Origin of the sequence: Flavobacterium mesophilum (assembly GCF_039581405.1) — a bacterium.
GTDB lineage: Bacteria > Bacteroidota > Bacteroidia > Flavobacteriales > Flavobacteriaceae > Flavobacterium.
The window spans coordinates 1026753-1039891 of sequence record NZ_JBCPXZ010000001.1 but is presented as its reverse complement, the minus strand read 5'-3'; the positions used below and the strand labels follow the sequence as shown (position 1 = coordinate 1039891).

Sequence of the window (13139 nt, the reverse complement as noted above, 5' to 3'; positions counted from 1 at the left end):
CATAAAAAAAACTATTCAATGTTACTATTGAATAGTTTTTTTGTTTTCAGACAGATATAAAAAAAACACCTTCATAATTGGAGGTGTTTAAAAAGTTACGAAATAAATACTTCTGTATTGTCAACGGCAATTACCTTTAAAGTTTTGATTCCGGCAGGCAATTCCCAATCGACTTGGTCGTTTTCCTTAAATCCAATAATGGCAACGCTTAAAGGCGCAAGAATTGAAATTTTTGATTGTTTTAAATCGGCAACAGATGGCAAAACAATTTGTATTTTCATTTGTTTTTGAGCTTTTACATCTTCAATCGTTACAACAGAATTGATTCTGATTACCGAAGGATCCAATTCGCTTTCTTTGCTGATTATAGCGCGATCCAATTCCTGCGAAAGCTGATTGGCTTCTCTTGTGTTTGTTGAATTCTTGCTTTTTAATATCAAATCTCTTAAAAATTGATAATCTGATTTGCTAAAAGTGGGTGTTGGTTTCATATCTGTTTGAATTTATTGTTATACTTTTTTAAAAGATTTTTCTTCTTATTAGAATATAAAGCACAATACAGTTGAAGTCTTTTTGAAAACTAAATTTTTGAAATACGCTGAATATGGAAAAACAAAAAAATACCCGACCAAAATTGATTTTTGTCAAAGTAAAAAATGTTTAAAGTTGAGGTAAATCCTCCGCCTGAAAGAAGAAAAGTGAAATAGACGGAGGCCTAATTAATAAAGGCCTTACTATGTGAAATAAGTACAGCAGAAAGCGGTTTTCTTCTAAAAGAAAACAGCAAAGAAGAAACTGTAAATATTGTTATAGTATTCACAATGAGTGATTTTATTGAATTTGCAAAGATAAGAAACTTTTTTTAATAGGTAAAATTCGATGCTATGGTAAAAAAGCTTTGCTGAGGTAACAGAATTAAATCCAAAATTGATAGGTTTGTAAATAAACAATTTTTAGAATGGATTTAACTTGGAATGAATTTGAAAGAACCGATATGCGCGTTGGGACAATTATGGAAGTAAATGATTTTCCCGAAGCAAGAAAACCAGCTTTTCAATTGACAATTGATTTCGGTTCAGAAATAGGAATCCGAAAATCATCGGCACAAATTACCAAACGATATAAAAAAGAAGATTTGATAAATCGCCAGATTGTGGCGGTCGTGAATTTTCCGAAAAAACAAATCGGAAAATTTATGAGTGAATGCTTGGTTCTTGGTGCAGTGGGCGAGGAGGGAGATGTAATTTTATTAGCGCCTGATTTTAAAATTCCGAATGGGTTAAGGATTGGATAGTTTTTTAATTAAAGATATAGAAAGATACCTAACGCAAAAACTGTGTTAGGTATTTGATTTTGTATCATTCCATTCTCTTAGATGTTCTTCAATTCGCAATTTGTCAACGGTTAGTTGCAATGTGAAGGTTTCGAGCATTTTTAGATAATCTTGTTTTGAAAAATTAAGGTCTTCTAATTCATTAAACCATTCTACTTTAGAGCCAACTTTTTCAGCACCCCATTCTCTTGTTTGATCAATACCCATTCGTTTCCATTGTATTAAGTCTCCACAATTCTTGATTTCTGCAACTATTAATGTGCAGGAAAAATCATTGTCGTCTGGACACATCAAAATTGGGCAAATTGTTGTTTCATTTTCACTTGGTAATATTCGTTTCCAAACAACTGTTTTTTCTTCTTCATGTTCCATCCAATATACAAGTGTTGGAATAAGTCCTCTGAACATTCGATTTGGATAAAGTTCATCAAGTTTTTCATCTAACCAATTGTCGTCAATTCGATAATTTATGAAGTCCCAATAATCTTCATAATCACTTTTGTCTTGTATGGCTTCTATTTTGTTCATTGAACGTTTTTAAAATTTGCCTATTTGTGAAAAACTATTTTCTTTTTTGTGACTTTTTTTAACTGGTAATTTTCTCAATTAACTTCTGCAAAATTTCCTGCCCTTCTTCCCAATATTTCAAATCAGAATCTGAGTTGATGTGGCCTTGTTCGCCAACGTTTACAAACTCGCTTCCCCATTTTTCGGCAAAATGTTTTTTTCTTTCGAATGACGCATACGGATCATTTTCGCTTGCGACAACAATTGAAGGAAAAGGTAATTTGTAAAGAGGCATTGGTGAAAAATTTCGAACTACTTCGGGTGTGTGTTCTGGTGAATCAACATCAGCAGGAGCTACTAATAAAGCGCCAATTATATTTTTATTAGAATTGTTTTCTGCCCAATGCAATACCAAGGAAACGGCAAGACTATGCGCAACTAAAACCGTAGGGCTTTCTAATTTTGAAATTTCTTCATTCAGGCGGGAAACCCAATCTTCGCGTAAAGGTTCATCCCAATTATCTTGTACAATTCGAATTGAATTTTCGAATTTTTTGTGCCAAAAAGTCTGCCAGTGTTTTTCTCCAGAATTTCCAAGTCCTGGTAGAATTAATAGTTGTGTGTCCATTGCCGTGGATTTTAGTTTGTTATTAGCTAATTTACTTTTTCAACACATAGAAACATAGTTTTTTGAAGATTAAAAAAGGCGTTTCACTAATTTAAATTCACATAGTTTGGCTATGTGTGGAAACTTGTTTCTTTTATTTTCAGAACAGTTCCAAAGCTATGGAACTATGTTTCTATGTGTTAAAATTTTTATTCAATTTTCAACTAAAGAAGTCGTTGTTAGTTTACTTCTTGGTTTGTTTTTCTTTTAAAATGCGGTTTACTTCATTGACAAGTAATGGAAAGCCGGGTTCTGTCATTCCGTGCCCGTAACCATCTAATTCATAAAGTTTTGTTTGCGTATGTCCAACAAGTTTCATCATTCTTGCCATATAAGCGTTTTCTTCATATCGTCCTAACATTTCCAATTCGCGATCTCCTGTGATTAACAAAAGTGGCGGAGCATCCGCGCGAACGTGATATAAAGGAGCATATTCGTCAATTGTAGGCTGTTTTTCAGGAATTCCGTTTTGTCTTCTAATTTCAAAATGCGTAATGCATTGTGAGCTAAACGGAATAAGTCCAGCGATTTTGTTTGCATCAATTCCTTCTTTTTGGAGCCATTTTTTATCAAGTCCAATCATTGAGGTCAAATAAGCCCCAGCCGAATGTCCAGAAACAAAAATTAGAGAATTATCCCCACCATAACTAGCGATATTATTGAAAGCCCAGCTTACTGCTGCTGCCGCATCTTCAATACATTTTTCTGCTCTTACTTTTGGCGAAAGCCTGTAATTTACACCAATAATTGCAAAACCTTTATTTTTCAATGCTTCAGGAATTTCTTTGCTTCCGCCTGTCAGCCCACCACCGTGAAACCATACGATTGTTGCAAAGCCTTTAGTGTTTTTTGGATAATAAATATCTAAAACGCATCTTTCGTTAATGTAGCTATCAGCTTTGTTTGCCGTTGCGTTGTAATATTGAATATTTGTTTTGGTTTCGTATTCCAGTTTTTGTGAAAATGCTGAAAAGCTGATGAAAACAAAAGCCAATAGGGAAAATAATTTTTTCATTTTTTGTTGAATGTAAAATGTTAGTAGTAAAATGTATTTCGTGGAAGTTGAAGATGTCTAAATCGTACGTCTCACATTTTACAATTCACATCTCAAAAAATAAATATATAAAAAAAGTCCAAAATGCTATACAAATTGGACTCGTACTTTTTTAAAAAAAAGTTATTTAGGACTAAATATCGTCAAAATCAATATCGGTAAAGCTTGATCTTTGTGTTTCAGCTTTATCAGAACTGTATTCTTTTTTAAAATCTTTTTGGTGTCTTTCAGAGATCACTTCTTCGCCTTTGTGGTTCAAGACATATGAAGTCATTTCTTCTAGTATTTCTGCAAAAGCACTAAAATCTTCTTTGTACAAGTAAATTTTGTGTTTTTTAAAATGAAAAGAACCATCTTCTTCAGTGAATTTTTTACTTTCGGTAATTGTGATATAATAATCGTCAGCTTTTGTAGCTCTCACATCAAAGAAATAAGTTCTTCTTCCTGCGCGTAATACTTTAGAAAAAATCTCTTCTTTTTCTAACATGTCATTTTCTCTCATAATACGTTCTATCATTTTTTGGAATTAATAGTACTCAAAAATCATAAAAATTTATCTATTACACAACAATTAAAGTAATTCTTTTTCCGAAAGTTGTTTTAAATATAACGATGAATAATAGCCGTCTTGATTTATTAATTGATTATGAGAACCTTGTTGAATAATTTTACCGTCTTCCAAAATGATAATCTTGTCAGCATTTTTAGCTGATGAAACGCGGTGGCTTACAATAATTGTAGTTTTATTTTTACAAATTTCAAATAAATTGCTTAAAATGGTTTCTTCAGTTTCTGTATCGACTGCAGAAAGACAATCGTCAAAAAGCAAAATGGCAGGATCTTTAATTATGGCGCGGGCAATAGAGACACGTTGCTTTTGTCCGCCCGAAAGCGTGATGCCTCGTTCACCTAAAATAGTGTCATATTGTTTGTTGAATGCTACGATATTGTCATGAACCACAGCATTTTTCGCCGCTTCAATGACTTCTTCATCAGTAGCATTTTCGTTGCCAAATTTGATGTTGTTTTTGATGGTATCCGAGAATAAAAAAGCATCTTGTGGCACCATTCCAATGCTGTTTCTCAGATCATTTAAGTTCAAAGTACTGATCTCATTTTGATCAATTGTAATTCTTCCTTCCGTAACATCATAGAAACGTGAAATTAAGGATAAAATAGTCGATTTTCCAGATCCCGTTTTTCCTAAAATGGCTAATGTTTCTCCATTTTTTACAGAAAAAGTTACATTTTTTAGTGCTTCGATATTGGTATCTTCATACGTGTAACTCACATTTTCAAAAGCAATTGAACCGTGAATTTCAGATGAATTTGGATTGTTGTTTTTGATTTCGGGCTCCAATTTCAAAAATTCGTTTAAACGTTTCTGAGAAGCTTCGGCCTCTTGAACCATCGACGAAACCCAGCCCAAAGACGCTACTGGCCAAGTCAGCATGTTTACATATAATATAAACTCGGCAATGGTTCCAATATTCGGGATACTTCCGTTAATGTACATTACGCCTCCAAAATAAATCACAACCAAATTACTGATTCCGATAAGCGCAATCATCAACGGCCCAAAAAGCGATTGTACTTTAGCTAGATCCAAACTTTTCTTTTTGCTTTCATCAGCAAGATCAATCATATTATTCTGATGCTGATTTTCTAACGAATAGGCTTTTATGACGCGAATTCCAGAAAAAATTTCTTGTGTAAAACTGGAAACTTTTGATAAATATTGCTGGAAAGTGGTGCTTCGCTTATTGATTTCTGAACTCAATTTAAAAATACAATACGATAAAATTGGCAACGGAAGAATCGTGTACAAAGTCAAAAGCGGCGAAACATTATACATATATATGATAACGATCGCAAAGCGTATAAATGTATTGATTGTATACATTACTGCAGGCCCGACATACATACGAACTTTTGAAACGTCTTCAGAAATTCGGTTCATTAAATCTCCAGTTCGGTTTTGTTTGTAAAAATTCTGCGAAAGAATTTCGTATTGCTTGAAAACTTCATTTTTCAAATCAAACTCGATGTGGCGTGACATTACAATTAATGTTTGGCGCATTAAAAAAGTCAAGAAACCTGCTACAATCGCACTTCCGATGATTAACAGCACATTATGAATCAAATCTTGTTTGTAAAATTCTCTAATAATGGCTGAATTTTGATCTGCTTCTGAAAGTTTTAAAAACCGTTCAATAACGTCAAAGGAATGACTGACCAGTTTTGGAGTAAACAAAAAGAATATTTGTGCGATTATTGTGATTAAAATTCCAAAGGAAAAACTGAATTTATATTTGATGAAATATTTGTTTAAATAGCTTAATTCTTTCATTTTTTTAAGAAATGTGATATTGAATTGATTTAAAATTATGAATTATCATTAATTAAAATTATAATAAATTGCAATTAAATCAAAACAATTATATTGTAAAATTGTTATTTTAAAGATAAAAAATTAGCACATGTGTATTTTTTAATTATGTTTGAGAAGTCTTTTTGACAAATTCATAATTTTAACTAATTAATACTAGCGCTATGGATGCAACTTTCGCAACTGGAAAGGAACTTCAAAAAATGGATCCTGTTTTTGGTCAATTATCTTTTGACGATCACGAACAAATTGTATTTTGCAATGACAAAGATACAGGTTTAAAAGCAATTATTGGTATTCATAATTCGGTTATGGGGCCAGCTTTAGGAGGTACTAGAATGTGGAATTATAACACCGAGTGGGAGGCATTAAACGATGTTTTGCGTCTTTCAAGAGGGATGACTTATAAATCTGCCATTACTGGACTAAATATTGGTGGAGGTAAAGCGGTTATTATTGGTGATGCTAAAACCCAAAAAACGCCTGAACTAATGCGCAAGTTTGGAGAATTTGTTCACTCTTTAAGCGGAAGATATATTACTGCTGAAGATGTTGGAATGGAAACAAAAGACATGGACACAGTGAGAGACGTTACGCCTTATGTAACTGGAATTTCTGAGGAAAGAGGTGGATCTGGAAATCCTTCGCCTGTTACAGCTTACGGAGTTTATTTAGGAATGAAAGCGGCAGCAAAAAGCCAATTTGGTTCTGATGTTTTAGACGGTAAAAAAGTTTTGGTTCAAGGAATTGGGCACGTGGGTGAAGCTTTGGTTGAATATTTGACTAAAGAAGGAGCGCAGGTTACAATTTCGGATATCAATGAAGAAAAATTATATGAGGTAGCTTCAAAATACAACGCAACAATTTACACAGGTGAAGATTTGTATACTGCTGATGTTGATATTTATGCGCCATGTGCAATGGGAGCAATCATCAATGATAATACAGTAAACAAAATTAAAGCTAAAGTTATTGCTGGTGCTGCCAACAATCAATTAGCAGATGAAAATGTTCATGGTGCAAGATTGCAAGAAAGAGGAATTTTATATGCTCCAGATTTCTTGATCAATGCTGGTGGAATCATCAATGTTTATGCTGAATTAGCTCACTATGGAAAACCTGAAATTATGGCTAAAACCGAAAATATCTATAACACTACTTTAGAAATTATCGATTATGCTGTAAAAAACGGAATTACAACGCATAAAGCGGCACTTACAATTGCTCAAAATCGTATTGATGCAAGAAAATTAGAAAACGCTAAAAAGTAGTTTTTTTTAGTTTACAATCTTAAATCTCAGTTTTCGGTTATCTGGAAACTGAGATTTTTTTTGAATTAAACTGAAAACTGCGACTCAAAACTGTTACTTTTTTACGAATTAATTTTAAAATAAGCTTCAAAAGTTATACTTTTGCAGACTAATTTTTAAATGTTCTTACAAGGTGGTAAATAGAAGACACATACGCGTTAAAGTAATGCAATCCATTTATGCAATGCATCAAAGCGGTTCTGATAATATGGAAAAAGAAGAGAAATTTCTTTTTTACAGCATAGACAATATTCAGGACTTATATCTTATAATGCTTTCTTCATTGATTGAAATTTGCAAAAAAGAATCAGTATTCCTGCATTTATCAAGCAAAAAACACCTTGCAACTGCAGCAGAACGTAACCCGAATGAAAAATTTATCAAAAACAAAATTTTTCAACTTCTTGCCGAAAGCAATTCTCTTAGCATCGCTCTAGAAACTCGTAAAATCAACAATTGGTCTTTAAATGATGATTATATTATTTTGCTTTTGAATGATATTAAAGCAAGTGATATTTACAAGAATTACATGAAGAATAATGTAAATACATTTGAAGAAGACAGACAATTTATAATTGATTTGTTTGAAAATGTAATTGTTCCAAATGAAAAATTATACGAATATCTTGAAGACGACAAATTGACTTGGGTTGATGATATTCCGGTTGTGAATACACATATTATCAAGCAATTGAAAGCAATCAAAACAGAAGATCCAGATGCTTTCAGAGTTCCGAAATTGTACAAAGATGTTGAAGACAAGGATTTTGCAAAGGATTTATTCAGACGCACTATTTTGAACGAAGCAGTTTTGGCAAAAGAATACGACGACAAAACACCAAATTGGGACAGCGAACGTATTGCAGAAATTGATACTATTATTTTGAAAATGGCAATTTGCGAATTTTTGAAATTTCCATCAATTCCTGTAAAAGTAACTCTTAACGAATATTTAGAAATTGCAAAAGAGTATTCTACACCAAAAAGCAGTATTTTTATCAACGGAATTTTAGATAATCTGGTAAAAGAGCTTACTGCTAACAAAAAGATGGTAAAAGTAGGACGAGGATTAATGTAAAATAAATTAATAATCAATAATTATAAAATATAAAAAATGGGAAATTACATGTTGTATCTTCAGCTTGGTCTAATGGGAGTAATTATTTACTTGTTTATGTTTCGACCAGCGCAGAAAAAAGCGAAAATTGAAAAGGAATTCAAGGAATCTTTAAAAGTTGGAGATAAAGTTGTTACTATTGGAGGAATCCACGGAAAATTAACTGAACTAGGGGAAGCTACAATTGTAATTGAAACAATGTCAGGAAAATTGAAATTAGACAGATCAGCACTTTCAGTAGAAAAAACTGCAGCTTTGAATGCTAAAAAAGCTTAAGTTTTTTTAAATTCCAATAAAATTTAAAATCCCAAATTCCAAAATGGAGTTTGGGATTTTTTTATGGTTTAACAAATGAATGTCTCAATTTTTTCATTCCGAGGAACGACTCTCTACGAAGCTCGAAAAAAAACCTTTGTCAAAGTTTAAAACTTTGACAAAGGTCTTGTATGTTTAGTTTCTCAACGATGGCAGTAGCGTTGGTTGGAATTTGGAATTTTAAAATTTGGAATTTAACCTACCTGTATTTATCATTCAGCCCAACGTTCGCCAAAATCATAGGAAGCACTTTTTCTATTCTCGAAAGTTTGGTTTTTTCCTGTTTGGCTGTTTCGATATATTCCAAAAACTCATATTGTTTATAAGGAGAAAATTTTTCAAAAGCTGCTGCCAAAGCTGGATTCTGAGCCATTTCTTTATTTAAAAGTTCAGAAACAATGGCTTCTTTTTTAGAAGGTTTTATAACTTTTCCTTGTTTCTCGTTTTCGATTGCTTCTTTTAGGTATTCCAAAATAACTGTTTCGTCAATTTCATCTTTAGAAGAAAATCGCCATTGACGCAAAGATTTGGTTACATCTTCTTGAGCATTTATAAGTTTCTTTTTCTCGTCTTTTAAGAAAACACCATTAAAAAACCATAAAGCAAAATAATCTTTAAATCCTCCAATTCCGACAACATTTTTCTTTTCATAAACAAAAACCGGACCTCCCCATTTTGTGGTTTCAGTAAGTTCTGTCTTGTCAATAATGGCTTTAAGGAGAATCAATTCTTCTTCCCATTGTGCGCCATATTTCCACATGCCTTTATTTTCAGATTTAGTTTCCACTATTTTCTTTTTTTAGAATTTTCTGGTTTGTCAAAAATTCCTGGAACAGCAGTCAATTCAGCAATTTTCACAATTACATCAGTTGCTTTTTGGATGCTTTCCGCAGGAACATATTCGTATTTTCCATGGAAATTGTGTCCGCCAGCAAAAATATTCGGGCAAGGCAATCCCATAAATGATAGTTGCGATCCGTCCGTTCCGCCACGAATTGGTTTGATGATCGGTTTTATGTTTAATTCTCTCATCGCTTTTTCAGCAATATCAACAATATGTTTTACAGGCAAAACCTTTTCTTTCATGTTGAAATATTGATCTTTTACAACAGGAATCACAATATCTTCTCCGAATTTTTTAGCATATTTTTTATTGAAGCTTTTCGCAATCTTGAAAATAAGCTCTTTTCTTTTTTCGAATTTCTTTTTGTTATGATCGCGAATAATAAGTTCTAAAACTGTTTCTTCGATATTTCCTTTAATGTGATGAATGTGAAAGAAACCTTCATAACCTTTAGTTTCTTGTGGTGTTTCTCCAGCAGGAAGTTCATTGATAAATTCATTTGCCAAAAGCATAGAATTGATCATTTTCCCTTTTGCATAACCTGGATGAACGCTTTTTCCTTTGAAAGTGATTTTAGCCCCTGCAGCGTTGAAATTTTCATATTCTAATTCCCCAATCTGACTTCCATCCATGGTATAAGCCCATTGCGCTCCGAATTTTTCAACATCAAAATGGTGCGCTCCACGACCAATTTCTTCATCAGGAGTAAAACCAATTCTGATTTTTCCGTGCTTAATTTCAGGATGCTGAATTAAATATTCCATCGCCGAAACAATTTCTGTAATTCCAGCTTTATCATCAGCTCCTAATAAAGTTGTTCCGTCAGTTGTAATGATGGTTTGACCTTTATATAAAAGTAAATCTTTAAAGTAATTTGGGGATAAAACAATGTTTTTTTCAGCATTCAAAACAATATCTTTTCCGTCGTAATTTTCAACAATCTGAGGTTTTACGTTGGCTCCGCTGAAATCTGGAGAAGTATCAAAATGCGAAACAAAACCAATTGTAGGAACTTCATGATCAACATTACTTGGTAAAGTAGCCATGATGTATGCTTTGTCGTCAATTGTAACCTCTTGCATTCCAATAGCTTTTAGTTCTTCAACTAGTTTATTGGCAAGATTCCATTGTTTTTCTGTACTTGGAGTTGTTTGAGAATTTGGATCTGATTCAGTGTCAATTGTTACATAACTGATAAAACGATCTATGATATGTTGCATTTTTTTGTTTTTTTAGCAAATATAAAAATTTTTCAATGGTATGATTTTAAAATTTTATTTGCAGTTGGGGAATTAAAAAAGGGATTTATAAATTCTATAAATCCCTTTTTGATTTTGTTCTTATATGCTTTTTACGCATCTAAAGCCAACATGATTTGCAGCAGATCGAATTTCGCCTTTTCCACGAGTTCCAACCATGTAGCGAGTACAATATTGATCCGTACATAAAAAGGAACCACCACGGTGTACACGTTTTATTTCAGAAGGATCATTAGGATCGTAATAAGCATTAGGGCCTTGCGGATTTTTTGTTACTTTTCCGGTTTCAGCTAATGATTTGTAATAGTCTACACTGTACCAGTCGTTTACCCATTCCCACACATTTCCAGCCATATCATACAAACCATATGCATTTGGAGCGTATTGGCCTGTTGGAGCGATTCCCTTGAAGCCATCTTCTCCTGTATCGCCGTCTTTAATTGGGAAATGTCCCTGATAAATATTAGCTTGAAATTTTCCTTTAGGCTTTAAATCATTTCCCCATGCGTATAAATTTCCAGTTTTTCCACCTCTTGCTGCAAACTCCCATTCTGCTTCAGTCGGAAGCCTTTTTCCAGCCCATTTTGCATAAGCTGCAGCATCTTCGTAAGTAATATGCACAACAGGGTATTTTTCTTTTCCCTTAATTGTGCTTAGTGGACCTTCAGGATGTCTCCAGTCTGCATTTGGTTCATAACGCCACCATTGTAGAAAGTCGTTTAAATTTACAGCGCTTGGAGTAGGAGTGAAAACTACAGATCCCGCAACTAAATCTTCTTCATTAGCAGTTGGAAATTCCTCTTTTGTTGGTTTTTGTTCTGCAACTGTAACATATCCTGTAGCTTTTACGAATTTTTCATATTCCTCGTTGGTTACTTCGGTTTGATCCATATAATAACCATCAACATAAACTCGGTGAATAGGAGCAGCATCTTTAGTAACTCCTTTTATGCTGCATAAGCTTTCGTCTTCAACATTTGATCCCATAGAAAATTCGCCACCTGGAATCCAAACCATCCCTTTTGGTGCTTTTCCGGCTGGTTTGTTTTTATTTTCAATTGTTGGTTGAAATGCCGCAGCTTCATTCATATTTGGAGTTTCTGCACAATCCATTGCAACAGCTTTTTCTTGCTTTGGAACTGCTAGTTTAGTGTATCCGTAAGCAATCGAAATAAGGGAAATGGTTAGGATTGCAAAAATCCAATAGGTTTTATTTTTCATTAGAATAGTTTTTAATGTATGCTAGTTGTCAATAACGGGCTAAAATTATAAAAAATTAAATTATTATAGTCTATTTATTTTATAGAATTTATAGAGTAGTGATTTTAGCTATCTTTTTCAACTTGAACTACTTCGTATTTATTTTTTCCATCTATTTGTACAGGCTGATAATAAGTTTCACCAAATTTGACATATTTTACATCGCCAATAGTTACTTCTTCGCCGCCTTCAGGTAAATTATCAACTACAGTTCCAGCTGTTGGTGCGACTACGGTGTATTTGCTTCCGTCTTTTTCATAATACGTTCCTCCATAATAATAATTATTTACGGTTCCAGTATTTACAGTTTCTGCGCCGCTTGGAATATTGTTTACAGTGCCTCCAACTGGTGCAGGAACAGCAGTATAACCGCCACTTGTAGGTTTATACCAAACTCCCTGATCATAATGATACTGAGTACTTTCGACGCTTACTACAATTGCAGTAACGGCTAAAGTTGCTACAAAAAATCCCCAAGGATGCCAAACAGGTCCCCAATAAAAAGGAGTATAAGGACGAGGATAGTAAGGATGATAACAATTATATCTATAACCGCCATAAACATAAGGAGGACGCGCATATGGTCTAACGCCAGGTCGCACTACAGTATTACGATTATTGCGAACATAAGTGTTGTTGTTAACGTTAATATTAACGTTATTCCTGTTTCTGTTCACTGTATTACCACTGATATTAGTATTTCTATTTCCAGAATTATTAATACGGTTGGTGTTGTTGTTTCTGTTGTTCACTGTTCCGTTATTGCGGATATTGGTATTGTTTGTCGAAGGATTAATTCTTGTACCACTATTATTTGCCCCAGGTCTCGTAGTATTTGCAGGTCTACTTGCTGTAGGTCTAGATTGCATATTTGGACGCGCTTCCCTCGCTGGTCTTGCTTGTCGTGTTGCGCCACCACCGCCACCTGCTCCGTGAAACCCTCCACGACCACGTTGCGCAAAACTGTCTATCGAAATCAAAAAAAACGATCCAGCTAGACACATCATTGCAGTTTTTCGTATTGCTGTTGTTATATTTTTCATTTTCAGAATTTTAGTTTTATAAAGTTATTAAAAAAAAGATT

General features: G+C 33.5%; 14 protein-coding genes. 4 read left to right on the top strand and 10 right to left on the bottom strand.

Translation table 11 applies throughout. The features are described 5' to 3' along the window. Positions 1–95: 95 nt before the first annotated feature. Positions 96–491 carry a GreA/GreB family elongation factor gene (locus tag AAYQ19_RS04420; protein ID WP_343534258.1) on the bottom strand — a complete coding sequence of 132 codons (396 nt, stop codon included), beginning with the start codon at positions 489–491 and terminating at the stop codon, positions 96–98. Between the two features lie 467 nt (positions 492–958). Between AAYQ19_RS04420 and AAYQ19_RS04415 the strand changes: the two genes are divergently transcribed. After that, a complete protein-coding gene (locus AAYQ19_RS04415; RefSeq protein WP_343534256.1) occupies positions 959–1294 on the top strand; it encodes a tRNA-binding protein in 336 nt (111 codons plus the stop codon). 45 nt (positions 1295–1339) lie between these two features. Here the strand turns inward: AAYQ19_RS04415 and AAYQ19_RS04410 are convergent, their stop codons facing one another. The 5 genes from AAYQ19_RS04410 to AAYQ19_RS04390 form a co-directional block, all read right to left on the bottom strand. Next, complete coding sequence (locus tag AAYQ19_RS04410) at positions 1340–1861, bottom strand: hypothetical protein (protein ID WP_343534254.1); 522 nt, start codon at positions 1859–1861, stop codon at positions 1340–1342. A 58-nt stretch (positions 1862–1919) separates the two neighbouring features. Next, positions 1920–2468 (bottom strand): RBBP9/YdeN family alpha/beta hydrolase, encoded by a 549-nt coding sequence (locus AAYQ19_RS04405; RefSeq protein WP_343534252.1) that lies wholly within the window; start codon positions 2466–2468, stop codon positions 1920–1922. A gap of 223 nt (positions 2469–2691) precedes the next feature. Beyond that, positions 2692–3522: an alpha/beta hydrolase gene (locus AAYQ19_RS04400; RefSeq protein WP_343534250.1), complete on the bottom strand. Its 831-nt coding sequence runs from the start codon at positions 3520–3522 to the stop codon at positions 2692–2694. A gap of 172 nt (positions 3523–3694) precedes the next feature. After that, positions 3695–4063 carry a PUR family DNA/RNA-binding protein gene (locus tag AAYQ19_RS04395; RefSeq protein ID WP_026728980.1) on the bottom strand — a complete coding sequence of 123 codons (369 nt, stop codon included), beginning with the start codon at positions 4061–4063 and terminating at the stop codon, positions 3695–3697. A gap of 69 nt (positions 4064–4132) precedes the next feature. Next, on the bottom strand, positions 4133–5911 hold the full coding sequence (locus tag AAYQ19_RS04390) for an ABC transporter ATP-binding protein (RefSeq protein WP_343534248.1): 1779 nt from the start codon (positions 5909–5911) through the stop codon (positions 4133–4135). Between the two features lie 203 nt (positions 5912–6114). Between AAYQ19_RS04390 and AAYQ19_RS04385 the strand changes: the two genes are divergently transcribed. The 3 genes from AAYQ19_RS04385 (at position 6115) to yajC (ending at position 8653) form a co-directional block, all read left to right on the top strand. Beyond that, the gene (locus AAYQ19_RS04385) at positions 6115–7221 is read left to right on the top strand and encodes a Glu/Leu/Phe/Val family dehydrogenase (RefSeq protein ID WP_343534246.1); all 1107 of its coding nucleotides are present in this window, start codon (positions 6115–6117) and stop codon (positions 7219–7221) included. Between the two features lie 205 nt (positions 7222–7426). Further along, positions 7427–8338 carry a transcription antitermination factor NusB gene (gene nusB, locus AAYQ19_RS04380; RefSeq protein ID WP_343534244.1) on the top strand — a complete coding sequence of 304 codons (912 nt, stop codon included), beginning with the start codon at positions 7427–7429 and terminating at the stop codon, positions 8336–8338. Between the two features lie 36 nt (positions 8339–8374). Further along, positions 8375–8653: a preprotein translocase subunit YajC gene (yajC, locus tag AAYQ19_RS04375; protein ID WP_343534242.1), complete on the top strand. Its 279-nt coding sequence runs from the start codon at positions 8375–8377 to the stop codon at positions 8651–8653. A 238-nt stretch (positions 8654–8891) separates the two neighbouring features. Here yajC and AAYQ19_RS04370 read toward each other — a convergent pair whose 3' ends face one another. From AAYQ19_RS04370 to AAYQ19_RS04355, 4 genes are all read right to left on the bottom strand, one after another. Next, positions 8892–9479: a YdeI/OmpD-associated family protein gene (locus tag AAYQ19_RS04370; protein WP_343534240.1), complete on the bottom strand. Its 588-nt coding sequence runs from the start codon at positions 9477–9479 to the stop codon at positions 8892–8894. Beyond that, on the bottom strand, positions 9479–10756 hold the full coding sequence (gene pepT / locus AAYQ19_RS04365; protein ID WP_343534238.1) for a peptidase T: 1278 nt from the start codon (positions 10754–10756) through the stop codon (positions 9479–9481). The genes AAYQ19_RS04370 and pepT overlap by 1 nt, the downstream gene beginning before the upstream one ends. Before the next feature lie 120 nt (positions 10757–10876). Continuing rightward, positions 10877–12016 (bottom strand): formylglycine-generating enzyme family protein, encoded by a 1140-nt coding sequence (locus tag AAYQ19_RS04360; protein WP_343534236.1) that lies wholly within the window; start codon positions 12014–12016, stop codon positions 10877–10879. 104 nt (positions 12017–12120) lie between these two features. Continuing rightward, positions 12121–13098 (bottom strand): DUF6515 family protein, encoded by a 978-nt coding sequence (locus tag AAYQ19_RS04355; protein WP_343534234.1) that lies wholly within the window; start codon positions 13096–13098, stop codon positions 12121–12123. Positions 13099–13139 lie beyond the last annotated feature (41 nt).

Bases quoted from the DNA above. Each gene is read 5' to 3' on its own strand.
- AAYQ19_RS04385 (WP_343534246.1), top strand. From the start codon at position 6,115: ATGGATGCAACTTTCGCAACTGGAAAGGAACTTCAAAAAATGGATCCT.
- AAYQ19_RS04390 (WP_343534248.1), bottom strand. From the start codon at position 5,911: ATGAAAGAATTAAGCTATTTAAACAAATATTTCATCAAATATAAATTC.
- AAYQ19_RS04410 (WP_343534254.1), bottom strand. From the start codon at position 1,861: ATGAACAAAATAGAAGCCATACAAGACAAAAGTGATTATGAAGATTAT.
- yajC (WP_343534242.1), top strand. From the start codon at position 8,375: ATGGGAAATTACATGTTGTATCTTCAGCTTGGTCTAATGGGAGTAATT.
- AAYQ19_RS04420 (WP_343534258.1), bottom strand. From the start codon at position 491: ATGAAACCAACACCCACTTTTAGCAAATCAGATTATCAATTTTTAAGA.
- AAYQ19_RS04360 (WP_343534236.1), bottom strand. From the start codon at position 12,016: ATGAAAAATAAAACCTATTGGATTTTTGCAATCCTAACCATTTCCCTT.
- pepT (WP_343534238.1), bottom strand. From the start codon at position 10,756: ATGCAACATATCATAGATCGTTTTATCAGTTATGTAACAATTGACACT.
- AAYQ19_RS04405 (WP_343534252.1), bottom strand. From the start codon at position 2,468: ATGGACACACAACTATTAATTCTACCAGGACTTGGAAATTCTGGAGAA.
- AAYQ19_RS04415 (WP_343534256.1), top strand. From the start codon at position 959: ATGGATTTAACTTGGAATGAATTTGAAAGAACCGATATGCGCGTTGGG.
- AAYQ19_RS04400 (WP_343534250.1), bottom strand. From the start codon at position 3,522: ATGAAAAAATTATTTTCCCTATTGGCTTTTGTTTTCATCAGCTTTTCA.
- nusB (WP_343534244.1), top strand. From the start codon at position 7,427: ATGCAATCCATTTATGCAATGCATCAAAGCGGTTCTGATAATATGGAA.
- AAYQ19_RS04395 (WP_026728980.1), bottom strand. From the start codon at position 4,063: ATGAGAGAAAATGACATGTTAGAAAAAGAAGAGATTTTTTCTAAAGTA.
- AAYQ19_RS04355 (WP_343534234.1), bottom strand. From the start codon at position 13,098: ATGAAAAATATAACAACAGCAATACGAAAAACTGCAATGATGTGTCTA.